Genomic DNA, 17,846 nt, shown 5'->3' with positions numbered 1-17,846 from the left:
GGTGTCTTAACCCCTTGACCAACGGACCATATATGTTCTTTCACAGAACATATACTATTATACCAGTTTGGAAAACTTTGTCAATAGTTTTTATTTAAAAATTTAACTATATTGGCTATTTCATTATCTATTCTATTTATCCTTTTAATTCCTCTAAAATAGCTTTTAATTTTCCAATTTTCATTCGAGTAATCGGACAACGATGATCTTCATAAAAAATTATTTCTCGCATTTTTTTGTCATAACCTTTGATGTTTCCAATATTGACTAGGTAGGATTTATGAGGTGAAAAGAAACGTCTTGTTTTTTTATCTTTTTCTTGAATATCTGCAATAGTGCCATAGAATTCTTTAAAAAAGTTTTTACCGACAATTCTTAATTTATGAGAAGAGCCTGTCGTTTCAATATATAAAATGTCATTAAAAGGCATTCTAACCTCTCCGCCACGAAAGCTGTATTCAAAATAATCCACCATATCTTTATTTTCAATCAATGTCGCTTTTGTATACTCAATGCTGTCTTTTATATGTTTTTTAAAAGCAACATCACTCAAATTTTTATCAACAAAATCCAGTGCAGATACCTTATATTTGAAGGTCATCGTAGCAAATTCTGATTTTGTTGTAACAAAAACAATAATGGCATACGGATTGTGATGACGTATAAATTTTGCTATTTCTAAACCTTTTGTTTCCTCTCCTTTGATATCAATATCTAAAAAATATAATTGATTCACCTCATCATTTTCAATATATTCTTTAAATTCTCTTACTTTGCCAGTTACTTTAACTTTTATCGTAATTCCCATTTCTTTCGCAATCTCTGCCAAAGTTGTTTCCATTCTTACTTGATGTGAAATTTCATCTTCTAATACCAATACTTTCATTATAAACCTTCTTTCCGCACTCTCATTACTTGTGTAAAATATTCATCCTCAATTTTAGTATCGAGGATAATTCCTTCATAGTTGTTAATAATTTCTTTGATATTGCTTAAGCCTAAACCGCGTCCTTCACCCTTTGTTGAAAAATCAGTTTGGTAAATCTCTTCTAAATCTAGCGGTCTTTTCTTACGTGAATTTTGAATGACTAAGATTGTTTCTGTATCTAAATCCACCAAAGAAACATTCATCGTTTTTTGATAACTTTCTGCTGATCCTTCTATGGCATTATTCAAAAGGACGCTTGTCATTCTAACCAGATCTAACAATTTAATCGGCAAGGGCTTGACAAAATCTTTTACTTCAAATGTTAATTCTATATTGTAATCACGTGCCTTAAATAATGTTTGCGTCATAACACTTCTAAGTGCTGAATCTCCAACATTATTTAAATCAAAATACGTATATTTATCTGAACGAAGTTGTAAATTAGCATTTACTAGCACCTCCTGATAAATTCGTTCTACTTCTTTTATATCACCTGTATGAATGGCCGATTGGAAGCTTGCCAACATTCCGCCATAATCATGCCGAAAGCCTCGAATTTCATTATACAGACTCACTATTTCATCTGTATATTTTTGTAATTGTAGTTGTTCTCGTTCTTTCTGTTTAATTTGTTCTTCTTTTTCATACTTTTCGCGAATAGATTGTAAGTAGAATAAAGTTGACATAAACATTAAAAAGCAAATTGTAGCAATCATACTAGAAAAACTATTTAAATTTTTCATATTACTAAGCCAATGCGACAAATTTAATAAAAAATGAATAAATAAGAGATAAAAGTTTAACTGCACAATATTCTCTTTAAAATCCGCCTTTTTAAAATATTTAAAATTAAACTTAAAATAATCAATTGCTTTTAAAATGAAAACTAAAGAAATAATATTAATAAAAATATAGAACAATCCCCAATATCTATCAACAAACTTATCACCTGTAACAGAAGAAATAATAACTGAAAAGAAGGTTTCAGAGGTAGTTACAGATGAATAAATTAAAAAGGTTGCAAAAACTGATATACACTTCTCATATTTCTTAAAACGATAAAAATAGAAGTAAATTATAACAGGCTCTAATAATAAACATAAATAGGCTAATAAGGAATTAATCGAATTTATAAAAGATGAAAATAAAAATAAACACAAGCACAATAAAGTAAAGCGAAAATCTATAATTTTCACTTTACTAATTTTTTTATGAACAATTGAAAAAGATAAAATTCCGATAATAAAAGAAATGATTATAAATATTTTATCCAGATTCATAATGATAAAATCTCCTAACCAAATAATTTTTTCCCAATTCCAATCATTCCTCTAGGATCCCTCCTATCCCCACCAATGATTTTATCTAATTGCTCATCATTCAGTTCTTTAAATTCTACAATTTCCTTTTTTACTACCTCTTTTTTAGCAAACAACTTTTTCATAATTTCTCCTTAATGTTTGTTTTTTGTAAGAAATCTTACAAGGTAATTATACAAAATCTTCATAAATAAATTGAAAAAAACTCTAAATGATACATTTTTGCATCTCAAAAGACTTCTTTATCCAGTTATAGAAAAAGGCACGCTTTCCCGTGCCCTTTTCTTATATGATCCCAGCAGGATTCGAACCTGCGACCGTTCGCTTAGAAGGCGAATGCTCTATCCAGCTGAGCTATGAGACCAATGCTCTATCATTTTAACAAAAAAAGCCTATGACGTCAAGATTACTTATGATAGGGACTTCCTTGTTGAATCATAAACGATCGATAAATTTGTTCTACTAAAACTAATCGCATTAACTGATGAGGAAGTGTCAATTTTCCAAAACTCATCAGCAAATTAGCTCTTTTTTTGACAGCAGTAGACAGACCAAGACTCCCACCAATCACAAAAGTAATATCCGAAAATCCACGAACAGTCACATCACTTAATCTCTTACTGAATTCTTCTGACGGAAATTGTTGACCTTCAATAGCTAAAACAATCACAAATTCTTTATCATTAATTTTCGATAAGATATGATTTCCTTCTTTGTCAAGAATTTGTTGATTTTCTAAGTGACTTGCCTTATCAGGTGTTTTTTCATCTGGAAGTTCAATCATCTCAAATTTAGTAAAGCGCCCTAAACGTTTTACATACTCTGCAATTCCATCTTTTAGATATTTTTCTTTTAATTTTCCAACAGTTACAAGTTTTATTTTCATATTTCTATTCTACCATATCCACAATTATTTCACACCTTATTCACAGTATAAAAAATTAAATTACCTTATAAATGACTTAGAAAATCACAGATTTTAAAAGTTATCCACAATTTGTGGAAAAGATAAAACATTTAAGCTATAATTAAGTTAAATTCTTTATACTTTCAGTAATTGAAATAACTAGGAGGAAGATATGAAAAACTCTTCAAATTTCACAAAAAAATTGTTATTGCTTTTCATGGTCTTAGCCATAGGTTTTATCGGTGGTTTACTTGGAAACTTAACTTCATCTAAATTATCAACAAATAGCTCTACAACGACTAAAGTTAATCAAGTTACTACTGCTTATAAAAATACAAATTCCACAACACAAGCTGTGAGTAAAGTAAAAGATGCTGTGGTATCCGTTATTACCTATGCTAATAATAATTCACAAAATAGTGTGTTTGGAAATGACGATTCAAATAATAACAATGATAATTCTCAACAAGTAGCTAGCGAAGGATCTGGGGTTATTTATAAAAAAGATGGAAAATACGCTTACTTAGTAACCAATACTCACGTTATCAGTGGTGCTAAAAAAGTTGACATTCGTTTAGCAGATGGTAATAAAGTTCCTGGAGAAATTGTAGGGTCAGATACTTATTCTGATATCTCCGTTGTTCGAATTAGTGCTGATAAAGTAAAATCAGTTGCTGAATTTGGAGATTCTAGTAAATTGACGGTTGGTGAGACAGCTATTGCGATTGGAAGTCCGCTCGGATCAAATTACGCTAACACTGTGACGCAAGGAATTATTTCTAGTTTAAATCGTAATGTTTCTTTAAAATCTGAAGATGGACAAACGATTTCAACACAAGCTATTCAAACAGACACAGCTATCAACCCAGGGAACTCTGGAGGACCACTTGTGAATATCCAAGGACAAGTAATTGGTATTACTTCAAGTAAAATAGCTAGCAACGGCGGAACTTCGGTTGAAGGATTAGGATTTGCTATTCCATCTAATGATGTTATAAACATTATTAACCAATTAGAAACAAATGGAACTGTTACACGACCAGCTCTAGGAATCCAAATGATTGACATCACTAATCTGTCTAGTTCAGATCTATCACGCTTAAAACTTCCATCAAAAATAACTAGTGGAGTTGTCGTACGTTCAGCTCAATCTGGAATGCCAGCTGAAGGAAAACTTCAAAAATATGATGTGATTACAAAAGTAGATGATAAAGAAATTTCTTCAACAAGTGATTTACAATCCGCTTTATACAAACATTCAATTGGTGATAATATAAAAATCACTTTCTATCGTAATGGAAAAGAGACCACTACCACTATAAAACTTACAAAATCTACAAAAGATTTAGATTCAAATAATTGACACTTTATTAACACATCTTTACAGAATTGTAAAGGTGTGTTATTCTATAGAAACATGGAAAAATATCAATATATTGAACTTAAGGACATTCAAACTAATCCTTATCAACCAAGAAAAGAATTTTCAGAAGAAAAAATTACTGAACTTGCTAATTCTATAAAAGAACATGGGATTATTCAGCCTATCATCGTACGAAAATCTCCAATAATTGGTTATGAATTACTAGCTGGTGAAAGACGTTTTAGAGCTGCTAAATTAGCAGGCTTACAAAATATACCAGCTATTATAAAAGAATTAACAGATGATGAAATGATGAAGCAAGCTATCATCGAAAATTTACAACGAGAAGATTTAAATCCTATAGAAGAAGCACAATCTTACCAATATTTAATTGACAAAGGATTGACGCATAAAGAAATCGCTCAAACTATGGGAAAATCACGTCCTTATATTACAAATTCTGTCCGATTATTAAATTTACCTCTCAATATTATTGAAGCGATAAAAGAAGGAAATATTTCTCAAGGACATGCTCGTCTGCTCATCAATCTCTCAGAGAAAGAGCAAAATCTGTGGTTTGATAAAATCCTATCTCAAGAACTTTCAGTTCGGCAGTTAGAAAAACAATTGCATTCCAAACAAGCAAAAACAGTAACAAAAGATAAACAGCAACTCTTCCTCAAAGAGGAAGAGAAAAAATTAAAAAAGATATTTGGTACAGAGATTTCTCTTCAATTTTCTGAACAATCTCAATCAGGGAAAATTTGTATTCATTTTTCAAACCTAGAAGAATATCAAAGAATTATTGACAGCTTTAAATAAGGCTGTTATTTTTATTCTTTCAAGTCACAGAGTTATCCACTCTTATTTTATAAGAAAACCTTAATAAATCACAGAAAAACCGCTTTACTCACAATCTGTGGAAAACTTCAAAGAACAATGTGAATTCATTTCCACAGATTGTGGAAAACTTTTGCGTTTTATGTTAAAATAACTTTTATGGGTAATTAAATACAACGAAGAATTTATTAGCAAGAAAGGAGGGGGTTTATGTCACAAGAAGCTAATTTTTGGGCGCGTGTTTTAGAATTGGCTCAAAAACAAATCAAAAAAAATACATACGATTATTTTGTTGCAGGAGCTAGGTTAATGAAAGTTGAAAATTTTCAAGCTACTGTACTTCTTGACAGTCCTGTCAAACAATTATTTTGGGATCAAAATTTAGCAGATGTCATCATTACTGCAGGTTTTGAAATTTATAATGACCAAATCACCGTACACTATATCTTTCAAGAGGAAAATGATGAAGTTACTCAATCAACAAATACAAATCATTCAGTAGTTAAACCAAGTCTTCCTCCTGTTGAAACTGGGTTAAAAGCAAAATATACATTTGATAATTTTGTTCAAGGTGATGGAAATGTTTGGGCTCTATCGGCGGCACTCGCTGTTTCTGAAAATTTAGCAACAACTTATAATCCATTGTTTATCTATGGTGGACCAGGATTAGGAAAAACCCATTTACTAAATGCAATTGGAAATCAAATTTTAGAAAATATTCCTGATGCTAGAGTGAAATACATTCCTGCTGAGACTTTTATCAACGACTTTTTAGAACATCTTCGATTAGGAGAAATGGAAAGTTTTAAGAGAACTTATCGCAGCCTTGATCTCTTATTAATTGATGACATTCAATCTTTAGGAGGAAAAAAAGTTTCTACTCAAGAAGAATTTTCAATACCTTTAATGCTTTGCACGGAGATAATAAACAAATTGTTTTAACAAGCGACCGAAGTCCTGATCATCTGGATAATCTTGAAGAACGTTTAGTCACGCGCTTCAAATGGGGATTAACTCAAAACATTACTCCACCTGATTTTGAAACAAGAATCGCTATTTTACGCAATAAGATAGAAGATTTAGATTACATTTTTCCAAATGATACCTTAGAATATCTAGCAGGTCAATTTGATTCAAATGTGCGAGATTTAGAAGGTGCTCTAAATGATATTTCTCTTATGGCTAGAGTAAAAAATCTGAAAGAAATTACAATTGACGCTGCTGCTGAAGCTATTCGAGCTCGAAAACAAGATGCAAGTCAAATTTTAGTTATTCCAATTGATAAAATCCAAACAGAAGTTGGAAATTTCTATGGAGTTAGCGTTAAAGAAATGAAAGGAAGTCGTCGGGTTCAAAATATTGTCCTTGCTAGACAAGTAGCTATGTATTTGGCCCGTGAATTAACCGATAATAGTCTTCCAAAAATTGGAAGAGAATTTGGCGGTAAAGATCATACAACGGTCATACATGCTCATGGGAAAATTAAAACAATGCTCGAAACGGATGATAATCTTCGATTAGAAATAGAAAACATAAAAAATAAAATCAGATAACTGTGGATAATTGCAGAAAAAATGTTAAAGTTATTCACAATTTATAAACAGGTCTGTTTTTGTGTTCTATCGCTGATTAGGGAACTTTTCCACAAGTTTCACACAAACTACTATTACTATTAACTTAATAATCATAAAATAATAAAAGGAGTGTCTATGATTAACTTTTCAATCAATAAAAATTTATTTTTACAAGCTTTAAATACAACCAAACGCGCTATTAGTCTTAAAAATGCTATTCCCATTCTTTCTACAGTAAAAATTGATGTCACAAATGAAGGAATTACATTGATTGGCTCTAATGGTCAAATCTCTATTGAAAATTTTATTTCAATTAAAAACGAAGATGCAGGGCTTTTAGTAACTTCTTCGGGCTCTATTTTACTTGAAGCAACTTTTTTCATTAATGTAGTATCAAGTCTTCCTGATATAACACTTGATTTTAAAGAAATTGATCAAAAGCAGATTGTCCTAACAAGTGGAAAATCAGAAATCACTTTAAAGGGAAAAGATGCAGATCAATATCCTCGTATTCAAGAAATTTCAGCAAGTAATCCCTTGGTTCTTGAAACAAGTGTTCTTAAAAATATCATTAATGAGACAGCTTTTGCGGCTAGTACACAAGAAAGTCGTCCGATTTTAACAGGAGTTCATTTTGTCTTAACAGAAAATAAAAATTTAAAGACAGTTGCAACAGATTCTCATCGGATGAGTCAAAAGCAAATTATTTTAGAAAAAAATGGAGATAACTTTGATGTTGTTATTCCTAGTCGTTCTTTACGCGAATTTTCAGCCGTTTTTACGGATGATATTGAAACAGTAGAGATTTACTTCACAAATAATCAATTGCTTTTTAGAAGTGAAAATATTAGCTTCTACACTCGGTTGTTAGAGGGAAATTATCCTGATACCGACCGTTTAATTCCAACAGAATTTACTAGTATCGTAACATTTGATAAAAATAATCTTCGTTATGCAATGGAACGTGCACGTCTTCTTTCAAATGCGACTCAAAATGGAACAGTTAAATTAGAAATTATAAATGGTGTAGTTAGTGCACATGTGAACTCTCCTGAAGTTGGACGTGTGAATGAAGAAATTGATACTGAAAGTATTTCAGGTCAAGATTTAACCATCAGTTTTAATCCAACTTATTTAATTGATTCATTGAAAGCTATTAATAGTGAAAAAGTTACAATCAGCTTTATTTCAGCTGTTCGTCCATTTACTTTGAAACCAAGCGATGACACAGAAAACTTTATTCAATTGATTACACCAGTGAGAACAAACTAATGTATGATGTAGGAAATTTTGTTGAAATGAAAAAACCACATGCTTGTATCATTAAATCCACAGGCAAAAAAGCAAATCGTTGGGAAATTATTCGAGTGGGTGCGGATATTAAAATTCGCTGTACAAATTGCCAACATATCGTGATGATGAGCCGATATGATTTTGAACGAAAACTAAAAAAAGTGCTAGGAAATTGATTTCTTAGCACTTTTTCATGATCTTATTTTAATTTTTCAAATTTACCGTCTGTAATTTCTTTAAAACCTTTACTTGTTAAGAGTTCTTTACTAGCTTTCATACTAATTTTTTTAGATTTTCTTGTATTCTTATCTGTATACATTCCAGGCAAGGTTACTAATTTATCAAAGTCTACTTTATTAAAGTTAATTTCTACAGTTTCCTTAACTCCCTTTTCTTCATAAGTGACTTTTTCTTTAATTCCCTTAATATTTTGATACATTTGAGAAGCTTTATCAATTCTGTCTTTAACATCTTCTTTTTTAGTAGCTCCTAAGGTTTTATAAGACAAAAATGAATTAGTAGTTTGTTTTGTGACAGTATCTCCTTTATAATAATAAGTTAATCGTAAGTCATATTGTAAATTTTGATCAATTCTTTGGAATGACATTGTTTTTTCTTGGGCTCCACATGCTCCAAGGATAATTAGTGAAACAATTGTAACAAAGCCAAGTAACAATTGTTTAAAATAACTTTTTTTCATGGTATTTACCTCCTATAGCTTAATAAAATTATAATATTTTAATTAGGAAAATACAACATTTTACAAAAATGATGAAGTTATAAGTCAAATAGTGGTAAATATGATATAATGGTTTATTGAATTGAAAAGATGAAAGGAAGAGCGAAATGTCTTTAACAGCAGGAATTGTAGGATTACCTAATGTTGGAAAATCCACTTTATTTAATGCAATTACAAAAGCAGGAGCAGAGGCAGCTAACTATCCCTTTGCAACAATTGACCCTAATGTTGGACGGGTAGAAGTTCCCGATGCTCGTTTGGATAAATTAACAGAACTTATCAAACCACAGAAAAAAGTTCCAACGACTTTTGAGTTTACAGATATTGCAGGGATTGTAAAAGGTGCTTCAAAAGGAGAGGGTCTAGGAAATAAATTTTTAGCTAATATTCGTGAAGTAGATGCTATCGTTCATGTGGTTCGGGCTTTTGATGATGAAAATGTTATGCGGGAGCAAGGACGTGAGTCAAGTTTTGTTGATCCAATGGCTGATATTGAAACAATAAATCTTGAGTTGATTTTAGCAGATTTAGAAAGTATCAATAAACGCTATGCACGTGTGGAAAAAGTTGCTCGAACCCAAAAGGACAAAGATTCAGTAGCTGAGTTTCATGTTTTGCAAAAAATTAAACCAGTTTTAGAAAATGGTTTATCAGCGCGTACCATTGAATTTGATGAAGAAGAACAAAAAATTGTCAAAAAATTATTTTTATTGACTACAAAACCAGTGCTTTATGTTGCGAATGTTGGTGAAGACGAGGTAGCAGATCCGGATAATATTGAGTATGTTCAACAAATTCGCGAGTTTGCAGCAACTGAAAATGCAGAGGTAGTTGTTATATCTGCGCGTGCTGAAGAAGAAATTTCTGAGCTAGATGATGAAGATAAAGCTGAATTTCTTGAAGCAATGGGCTTGAATGAATCTGGGGTTGACAAATTAACCAGAGCAGCTTATCATTTATTAGGACTCGGAACTTATTTTACAGCAGGAGAAAAGGAAGTTCGAGCTTGGACATTTAGACGTGGCATGAAAGCACCACAAGTAGCTGGAATTATTCACTCAGACTTTGAAAAAGGCTTCATCCGTGCTGTAACCATGTCTTATGATGATTTAGTGAAATATGGGAGTGAAAAAGCAGTCAAGGAAGCAGGACGGCTGCGTGAAGAAGGAAAAGAATATATCGTTCAAGATGGCGATATTATGGAATTTAGATTTAATGTGTAGAGCACTGTAAACTAAATATAAACGAGGTTGGAAAAACTTTTCCAGCCCTTTTGGTCTTTTTAGAGGTAAAAAAATGGTAAAGATGATTGTAGGATTAGGAAATCCTGGAGAAAAATATTTTGAAACAAGACATAATGTCGGATTTATGCTAGTTGACAAAATGTGTAAAGAAAAAAGTTTAAAGTTTACAACTGATAAAATTTTTCAAGCAGAGATAGCTTCCACATTTTTTAATGGTGAGAAAGTGTATTTTGTCAAACCAACGACCTTCATGAATGAAAGTGGAAAGGCTGTTCATGCCCTTTTATCTTATTATGGTCTAGATATTGAAGATTTAGTAGTTATTTATGATGATTTGGATATGGAAGTAGGAAAAATACGACTTAGAGCAAAAGGATCTGCTGGTGGTCACAATGGCATCAAATCAATTATCAAACATATAGGAACCCAAGAATTCAAACGAATTAAAATTGGTATTGGTCGTCCCGAAAATAATATAATCATTATTCACCATGTGTTAGGAAAATTTTCAAAAGGAGACCATGCTATAATTTTAAATACACTTGACAAAGTTGACAGTGCTGTAAATTATTATTTACAGTCTGATAATTTTGAACAAACAATGCAACAGTACAATGGATAAAAAGATGGATATTATTGAATTATTTAATCAAAATAAACAGATATCTGATTGGCAAAGAAATCTAAATAAATCAACTCGGCAGCTATTAATGGGTTTGTCATCTTCAACTAAGTCTATTACAATGGCCTCTTGTGTAGAGGAAAATCACAAAATTTTGATTTTAACGTCTACTTATAGTGAAGCAGAAAGACTTTCTAGTGATCTGATTGACCTGGTGGGAGAAGAGAGGGTCTATACATTTCTTGCAGATGATACTCCGTTAGCTGAGTTTGTCTTTTCTTCTCAAGAAAAGATTTTTTCTGGTTTGGAAGCTCTAGATTTTTTATTAGATTCTAAACAATCAGGATTTTTGATAGTTAATGTGGCAGCTAGTCAACTATTTTTATCCAATCCTGTTAATTTCAATTCAGCTTATATTAATTTAAAAATAGGGCAAGAATATGAGTTGAAAGATTTGATTTCTCAATTGTTAAATTCAGGATATAAGCAAGTATCACAAGTATTGAAACAAGGGGAGTTTAGTATTCGTGGTGATATTTTAGATATTTTTGAGCGCTCTAGTCAAATGCCTTTTCGGGTTGAATTTTTTGGTGATGAAGTTGATGGTATTCGTCTATTTAATCCTGAAAATCAAATTTCTATTCAAAATGTAGAACATGTGTGTGTTCATCCTGCTACAGATATCATATTTACTAAAGCAGATTATAAAAGTGCACAGAAAAAAATAGAAAATCTTATAGAAAAAACTGTAGATTCAACTTCAAAATCTTATTTAGAGGAGATTTTAGCTAGTACAAAAGAACAAATTCAACATGCTGATATTAGAAAATTATTGTCTTATTTTTATCAAAATGAATGGACAATTCTTGATTATCTTCCAAAACATAGCCCAATTTTCTTTGATGATTTTCAAAAAATTATGAATAGACATGCTCAGTTTCAATTAGAAGCAGCAAATTTATTGACAGAAGATTTACAAAATAGTAAAACTGTTGGAAATCAATCTTATTTTGCAGATACATATTCAATATTTAGAAAGTATAAACCTGCTACCTTATTTTCAAATTTTCATAAGGGACTGGGAAATTTGAAATTTGATTCTCTTTATCAGTTCAATCAGTATCCTATGCAGGAATTTTTTAGTCAATTTCAGCTTTTGAAAGAAGAGATTAGTCGATATAAAAAATCTAACTACACGGTCATTATACAATCAAATTCTTTATTGACTTTACAAAGTTTACATAAAAGTTTACAAGAATATGAAATTCCACTTGATTATGTTAACGATACTAAAATTCATAAACATGCTGTTCAATTAGTAGAAGGACGTTTAATTCAAGGATTTAATTTTGTAGACGAAAAAATTGTTTTAATCACTGAATATGATATTCTGCAAAAAAAAGTAAAACGAAAAGTTCGCAGGCAAATTATTTCTAATGCTGAACGTTTGAAAAATTATAATGAGCTGGAAAAAGGAGATTATGTTGTTCATAACGTTCATGGAATTGGGCGATATTTAGGAATTGAGACGATTGAAATTTCAGGAATTCATCGTGATTATCTCACTATTCAATATCAAAATGCAGATCGTATTTCTATTCCTGTTGATCAGATTCAGCTTCTTTCTAAATATGTTGCGAGTGATGGTAAAGCACCTAAAATCAATAAATTAAACGATGGACGTTTTCAAAAAACTAAACAGAGAGTACAACATCAAGTCGAAGACATTGCTGAGGATTTAATCAAACTTTACGCAGAGAGAAGTCAATTAAAGGGGTTTGCTTTTTCTAGTGATGATTCTTACCAGCAAGAATTTGATAATGATTTTCCTTACGTAGAAACAGAAGATCAGCTGCGTTCTATAAAAGAAGTTAAAAAAGACATGGAAAGTGATCATCCTATGGATCGTCTTTTAGTTGGGGACGTTGGTTTTGGGAAGACGGAAGTAGCTATGAGAGCTGCTTTTAAAGCAGTAAATGATCATAAACAAGTGGCAATTTTAGTTCCAACTACTGTTTTAGCTCAACAGCATTATACGAATTTTAAGGAACGTTTCAATGATTTTCCTATCAATATTGAAGTATTAAGTCGTTTTAAAAGTAAATCAGAACAAAAAACAATTTTAGAAAAACTAAAAAAAGGGCAGGTGGATATTATTATTGGAACGCATCGTCTCCTGTCAAAAGATATTGTATTTGCTGATTTAGGACTCATTGTTATTGATGAGGAACAACGTTTTGGAGTTAAGCATAAAGAAAAATTAAAAGAGTTGAAAACAAAAGTTGATGTTTTAACTTTGACAGCGACTCCTATTCCTCGTACACTCCATATGTCTATGTTAGGAATACGTGATTTATCAGTTATTGAAACTCCTCCAACAAATCGCTACCCAGTTCAAACTTATGTTTTAGAAAATAATGCAACAGTTATTCGAGATGCAGTTTTAAGAGAAATGAATAGAGGAGGGCAGGTTTACTATCTTTACAATAAAGTTGACACAATGGAGCAAAAAGTTTCAGAATTGAAAGAATTGATTCCAGAAGCTTCTATTGGATATGTGCATGGTCAAATGAGTGAAATTCTTCTTGAAAATACTTTACTTGATTTTATCAATGGGGAATATGATCTTTTGGTCACAACGACTATTATTGAAACTGGTGTTGATATTCCTAATGTTAATACTCTTTTTATTGAAAATGCAGATTATATGGGATTGTCAACTTTATATCAATTACGAGGGCGTGTTGGTCGTAGTAATCGTATTGCTTATGCCTATCTCATGTATCGTCCTGACAAGGCTTTGACAGAAATTTCTGAAAAACGTTTGGAAACTATAAAAGGATTTACAGAATTAGGCTCTGGTTTTAAAATTGCTATGCGAGATTTATCTATTCGTGGTGCTGGAAATATTTTAGGAAGTTCACAATCTGGTTTTATTGATTCTGTTGGATTTGAGATGTATTCTCAATTATTAGAAGAGGCTATTGCTAAAAAACAAGGCAAAGAAAAAAGACGGCAAAAAGGAAATGCTGAAATTAATTTGCAGATTGATGCCTATCTTCCTAGTGATTATATTGTTGATGAAAGGCAAAAAATTGAAATTTACAAACGTATTCGCGAGATTGACAGTCGTGTAAATTATGAAGAATTACAGAATGAGTTGATGGATCGTTTTGGAGAATATCCAGATGTTGTTGCCTTTTTATTAGAAATTGGTCTTGTAAAGTCTTATTTAGATCAAGTTTTTGTTCAGCTCGTTGAAAAAAAGCAACAATCTGTGATTGTTCGATTTGAAAAAGTTTCTCAACAGTTTTTCTTAACTCAAGATTATTTTGAAGCTCTTTCTGTGACAAATTTAAAAGCAAGAATTTCAGAAAATAAGGGATTGATTGAAGTTATATTTGATGTAAAAAATAAAAAAGATTATGAAATTTTAGAAGGACTTCTGCAGTTTTCAGAAAAGTTAGTAGAAATTAAAAATCAAAAGAAAGATTGCTAACTTTACAATTTTGTAAAGTTTCGCTTTCATCTATAATATTTTCTTAAAAAATGGTAAAATAATAAATTGAGGTAACTTTATGAGATTAGATAAATATTTAAAAGTATCCCGTATTATAAAGCGTCGTCCTATTGCTAAAGAGGTGGCCGATAAGGGAAGAATTAAAGTAAATGGAATTTTAGCTAAAAGTTCAACAGATTTAAAAATCAATGATGAAATAGAGATTCGTTTTGGAAATAAAATTTTATTAGTTCGTGTTCTAGAAATGAAAGACAGTACTAAAAAAGAAGATGCCACTAAAATGTACAAAATTATAAAAGAAACAAAGGTAGAAGTAGATGGCTAGAAATATTGTTCAATTAAATAATCGCTATATACAAGATGAAAACCAACATCGCCGTTATTTGGAGCAAGAAAGAAGAAAAAAGAATCGCTTTATGGGTTGGGTGTTGATTTTAGTCATCTTATTGTTTATTTTACCGACATTTAATTTGGTTCAAAGCTATCGAAATTTATTAGAACGTCGAACACAATTGACGCATTTACAAAAGAGATACGAAGAAATAAGCAACGAAAAAGAATCTCAAAAAGCTTTTGCTAATAAATTAAAAGATGAAGAATATGCTGCTAAATATGCACGTGCTAAATATTATTATTCTAAACAAGGGGAATATATCTATACAATCCCAGGATTGTTGCCACAGTAAGGATGGAAAATTTATTAAAAACGATTGAACAATTTTTGGAGTTTTCCGATGAAAAATTAGAAGAATTATCCAGAAAGAATCAGGCTTTAAAATTAGAAGAGACTAAAAAGGAAAGGGGAGAGCATGCGTAAGTTGCTATTTCTATTATTGTTGCCAGCATTTTTTACTGCAAAAGTAGTAGTAAGTACGGAACAAGATGTCGAATTGACTGCAAAGCAACAGTATGAAATTACTAGTACGACCTACAGTAACTACTACACGGATCTTCCAACCAATCCAAATGTTTATGAGCAAATTCCAACTTATACGTCCTTAAATTTAGAAAAAGTTGCTGGGAGTTTAACTCCGAATACATCAATTAAACTTTCTGACTTACAAGTCAATGAACAAGGACTCCCAGTTTTTAAACTCGCAAATGGGCAATTTGTTCCTGCTGATAAACGAATGATTTATGATGATGTTGTCCAATCTAGTGCAGATATTTCTCAAACAATGTGGCTTAGGCAATCATTTGTAGTTTACAATCAACCTTTTGTAAATGGAACAAAGGAAGTTAAGACGAATTTATCTTCTTATCATTCGGTGAAAGTGACCCAACTTGCTGAGACGGCATCAGGAAAATATGCTCATGTTGAAAGCAAAGGTTGGATTGATGTGAAATACTTGTCTGATACAGATAATCGTATGGATAAAGTTCAAGAGATTTTAACAAGCAGGTACAATAAAGCAGACTATTCGATCTATGTAAAACAATTAGATTCTGGAAAAACTGCTGGTATAAACCCAGATTTGGAAATGTATTCTGCTAGTGTGGCAAAACTTCCCATTCTTTATTATGCGCAGAAGCAATTAAATGAAGGAAAATACAAGCCATCTTCTGGTTTAAAATATATTCCTGCTGTAAATGACTATTCAGGTGCTTATGATACAGAAGGTAGTGGAAGCATTTCTAAAAAATCAGATAATAAGGAATACAGCATTCAAGATTTGATGAATCATATTGCAAAAGAATCAGATAATGCAGCTACAAATATTTTAGGATATTATATTACTAATCAATCAGACAGCACTTATCAAGCAACAATTGAGCAAATTGCTGGGAAAAAATGGGATGTAGAAAAACGTAATGCATCAGCTAGGATGGCTGGAAATATGATGGAAGCTATCTATAAACAAAATGGGGACATTATCAATGCACTATCACAAACAAATTTTGATGAGCAGCGTATTTCTAAAAATATAAATGTAAAAGTGGCTCATAAAATTGGGGATGCTTATGATTTTAAGCATGATGTTGCAATTGTTTATGCTAATTCTCCTTTTGTTCTGTCTATTTTTACAAATCATGCTGATTACGATACCATTTCTAAAATTGCAGATGATATTTATGAGGTTTTAAAATGATAGAACAACAATTTTTTCAAATGGTGCAAAAAAAAGGCTATTTCAGACCTCATAGAAAAGTTTTACTTGCTATTTCTGGTGGACTAGATTCTATGACTTTGCTTGACTGGCTTTATAAATATCGCGAAAAATTAGAAATAGAAATTCACCTTGCTCATGTTAATCATGGAGTGAGAGAAGAATCTGATTTTGAGGAAGAAGAACTAAAAAAAATAGCAACAAAACTTGGTGTAAGCATTTTTACATCAAGTTTTTCTGGACCATTCTCAGAACAAAAAGCGCGTGATTTTCGCTATGCTTTTTTCAAAAAAATTATGTTAGAAGAAAATTGCACAGCTTTGGTGACAGCACACCATGCTGATGACCAAGCAGAAACGATTTTTATGAGAATTCTTCGTGGCAGCCGTTTATTTCATATTTCAGGAATGAAAGAAAAACAAAAATTTGCAAATGGAGAATTGATAAGACCGTTGCTTTCTTTTCAAAAATCAAATTTCCCTCCTATTTTTCATTTTGAGGATTGGACAAATCAAGAGAACCATTATTTGCGCAATCGAATTCGAAATGAGTATTTTCCATTGTTAGAACAAGAAAATCTGCAGTTTAGGAAGCATTTAATAGAACTGGGAACAGAAATTTCTCAAATGCAGAACGCATTAGCATATTTAACTAAAAATATTGAATTAACAAATCTAAAAGAATTTCAATCTCAGCCATATTTTGTGCAAAGTTTTTTGCTACAGACTTATTTAAAGAAATTTCCTGATTTGCAGGTAAGTAAAGCACAGTTTTCTGATATTTTAGCAATCTTGAACAAACAATCTAATTATCAGCAACCACTTAAAGCGGGTTACGAACTCTATAAAAATTATGATTCCTTTGAGATTCGTAAAATCAGTCCACAGTCTGATTTAAAAGTGGATTCAATTTTGTTAAAATATAACGATATTGTGGAATATGACAATTATCGCTTTTCTTTTGGAAAAGAGCTTCGTGGAAAAAACATCCAAGAAGTGTTTGTTTCGCGTGAAACAGAAATTTTACTTCGACATAGAAAAGAACAAGATGAAATTATCTTGAACCAACAACATAAAAAGCTTCGTCGGTATTTTATTGATCAAAAAATCCCTATAGATAAAAGAAAAAATGCTATTATTATTGAGCAAAATGGGGAAATCTTAGCAATTGCTGGAATCGTAACATGTGATTTGAGTAAGAGTCAAAAAAATGATATAATGTATAACAAACTTTATATTCAAAATTTAGATAGGTAAAGAAGATGCTAGAACAAGATATTAAGAAAGTTTTGGTTTCACATGATGAGATCGTGGCAGCAGCAAAAAATTTAGGAACTCAATTAACTAGTGATTATGCAGGGAAAAATCCTATTTTTGTAGGAATTCTAAA

Annotated in this window: 17 protein-coding genes, 1 tRNA gene and 2 pseudogenes; 14 read left to right on the top strand and 6 right to left on the bottom strand. The window is 31.2% G+C overall.

The genetic code is table 11. The features are described 5' to 3' along the window. Positions 1–136: 136 nt before the first annotated feature. The 5 genes from comE to rlmH all read right to left on the bottom strand — a co-directional run bounded on the left by comE (position 137) and on the right by rlmH (position 3,133). Positions 137–886, bottom strand: coding sequence for a competence system response regulator transcription factor ComE (gene comE, locus HMPREF2887_RS00115; RefSeq protein ID WP_021002244.1), 750 nt, complete (start codon positions 884–886; stop codon positions 137–139). Then, entirely contained in the window at positions 886–2,208 is a 1,323-nt protein-coding gene (locus HMPREF2887_RS00110) for a sensor histidine kinase (RefSeq protein ID WP_021002245.1), read from the bottom strand. Before HMPREF2887_RS00110 ends, comE begins: the two co-directional genes overlap by 1 nt. Positions 2,209–2,222: 14 nt before the next feature. Further along, on the bottom strand, positions 2,223–2,372 hold the full coding sequence (locus HMPREF2887_RS00105) for a bacteriocin (protein WP_021002246.1): 150 nt from the start codon (positions 2,370–2,372) through the stop codon (positions 2,223–2,225). 165 nt (positions 2,373–2,537) lie between these two features. Beyond that, positions 2,538–2,611, bottom strand: a tRNA-Arg gene (locus HMPREF2887_RS00100). Between the two features lie 42 nt (positions 2,612–2,653). Continuing rightward, a complete protein-coding gene (gene rlmH / locus HMPREF2887_RS00095; protein WP_041784074.1) occupies positions 2,654–3,133 on the bottom strand; it encodes a 23S rRNA (pseudouridine(1915)-N(3))-methyltransferase RlmH in 480 nt (159 codons plus the stop codon). A 193-nt stretch (positions 3,134–3,326) separates the two neighbouring features. Here rlmH and HMPREF2887_RS00090 point away from each other — a divergent pair, with 193 nt between their 5' ends. The 5 genes and pseudogenes from HMPREF2887_RS00090 (at position 3,327) to HMPREF2887_RS00070 (ending at position 8,400) form a co-directional block, all read left to right on the top strand. Continuing rightward, positions 3,327–4,517, top strand: coding sequence for a serine protease HtrA (locus HMPREF2887_RS00090; protein ID WP_021002247.1), 1,191 nt, complete (start codon positions 3,327–3,329; stop codon positions 4,515–4,517). Between the two features lie 54 nt (positions 4,518–4,571). Beyond that, positions 4,572–5,339: a ParB/RepB/Spo0J family partition protein gene (locus tag HMPREF2887_RS00085; RefSeq protein ID WP_021002248.1), complete on the top strand. Its 768-nt coding sequence runs from the start codon at positions 4,572–4,574 to the stop codon at positions 5,337–5,339. 228 nt (positions 5,340–5,567) lie between these two features. Continuing rightward, a pseudogene (gene dnaA, locus HMPREF2887_RS00080) lies at positions 5,568–6,910 on the top strand (chromosomal replication initiator protein DnaA). A 156-nt stretch (positions 6,911–7,066) separates the two neighbouring features. Further along, positions 7,067–8,203 (top strand): DNA polymerase III subunit beta, encoded by a 1,137-nt coding sequence (gene dnaN / locus HMPREF2887_RS00075; RefSeq protein ID WP_003026819.1) that lies wholly within the window; start codon positions 7,067–7,069, stop codon positions 8,201–8,203. Beyond that, positions 8,203–8,400: a DUF951 domain-containing protein gene (locus HMPREF2887_RS00070; RefSeq protein ID WP_003026821.1), complete on the top strand. Its 198-nt coding sequence runs from the start codon at positions 8,203–8,205 to the stop codon at positions 8,398–8,400. The genes dnaN and HMPREF2887_RS00070 overlap by 1 nt, the downstream gene beginning before the upstream one ends. A 23-nt stretch (positions 8,401–8,423) precedes the next feature. Here HMPREF2887_RS00070 and HMPREF2887_RS00065 read toward each other — a convergent pair whose 3' ends face one another. After that, the gene (locus HMPREF2887_RS00065; RefSeq protein ID WP_003026823.1) at positions 8,424–8,924 is read right to left on the bottom strand and encodes a YehR family lipoprotein; all 501 of its coding nucleotides are present in this window, start codon (positions 8,922–8,924) and stop codon (positions 8,424–8,426) included. A gap of 146 nt (positions 8,925–9,070) precedes the next feature. Between HMPREF2887_RS00065 and ychF the strand changes: the two genes are divergently transcribed. The 9 genes and pseudogenes from ychF to HMPREF2887_RS00025 form a co-directional block, all read left to right on the top strand. Continuing rightward, a complete protein-coding gene (gene ychF / locus HMPREF2887_RS00060; RefSeq protein ID WP_003026825.1) occupies positions 9,071–10,186 on the top strand; it encodes a redox-regulated ATPase YchF in 1,116 nt (371 codons plus the stop codon). Positions 10,187–10,259: 73 nt separating this feature from the next. Beyond that, entirely contained in the window at positions 10,260–10,829 is a 570-nt protein-coding gene (gene pth, locus HMPREF2887_RS00055; RefSeq protein ID WP_021001133.1) for an aminoacyl-tRNA hydrolase, read from the top strand. Continuing rightward, positions 10,822–14,328 (top strand): transcription-repair coupling factor, encoded by a 3,507-nt coding sequence (mfd, locus tag HMPREF2887_RS00050; protein WP_148131466.1) that lies wholly within the window; start codon positions 10,822–10,824, stop codon positions 14,326–14,328. The genes pth and mfd overlap by 8 nt, the downstream gene beginning before the upstream one ends. Before the next feature lie 79 nt (positions 14,329–14,407). Continuing rightward, positions 14,408–14,674, top strand: coding sequence for an RNA-binding S4 domain-containing protein (locus HMPREF2887_RS00045; protein ID WP_003026830.1), 267 nt, complete (start codon positions 14,408–14,410; stop codon positions 14,672–14,674). Then, positions 14,667–15,035 carry a septum formation initiator family protein gene (locus HMPREF2887_RS00040; protein ID WP_003026832.1) on the top strand — a complete coding sequence of 123 codons (369 nt, stop codon included), beginning with the start codon at positions 14,667–14,669 and terminating at the stop codon, positions 15,033–15,035. The genes HMPREF2887_RS00045 and HMPREF2887_RS00040 overlap by 8 nt, the downstream gene beginning before the upstream one ends. 2 nt (positions 15,036–15,037) lie before the next feature. Continuing rightward, positions 15,038–15,166, top strand: coding sequence for an SP_0009 family protein (locus HMPREF2887_RS10325; protein WP_003026834.1), 129 nt, complete (start codon positions 15,038–15,040; stop codon positions 15,164–15,166). Continuing rightward, positions 15,159–16,439 (top strand): serine hydrolase, encoded by a 1,281-nt coding sequence (locus HMPREF2887_RS00035; protein ID WP_021001135.1) that lies wholly within the window; start codon positions 15,159–15,161, stop codon positions 16,437–16,439. Before HMPREF2887_RS10325 ends, HMPREF2887_RS00035 begins: the two co-directional genes overlap by 8 nt. Next, on the top strand, positions 16,436–17,713 hold the full coding sequence (tilS, locus tag HMPREF2887_RS00030) for a tRNA lysidine(34) synthetase TilS (protein ID WP_021001136.1): 1,278 nt from the start codon (positions 16,436–16,438) through the stop codon (positions 17,711–17,713). The genes HMPREF2887_RS00035 and tilS overlap by 4 nt, the downstream gene beginning before the upstream one ends. A gap of 5 nt (positions 17,714–17,718) precedes the next feature. Next, a pseudogene (locus HMPREF2887_RS00025) lies at positions 17,719–17,846 on the top strand (hypoxanthine phosphoribosyltransferase); the annotation flags it as partial.

Origin of the sequence: Streptococcus sp. HMSC071H03, from assembly GCF_001813035.1 — a bacterium.
Lineage (GTDB): Bacteria > Bacillota > Bacilli > Lactobacillales > Streptococcaceae > Streptococcus > Streptococcus anginosus.
The sequence above is the reverse complement of the archived record's forward strand: the minus strand, read 5'-3'. Positions and strand labels throughout refer to the sequence as shown.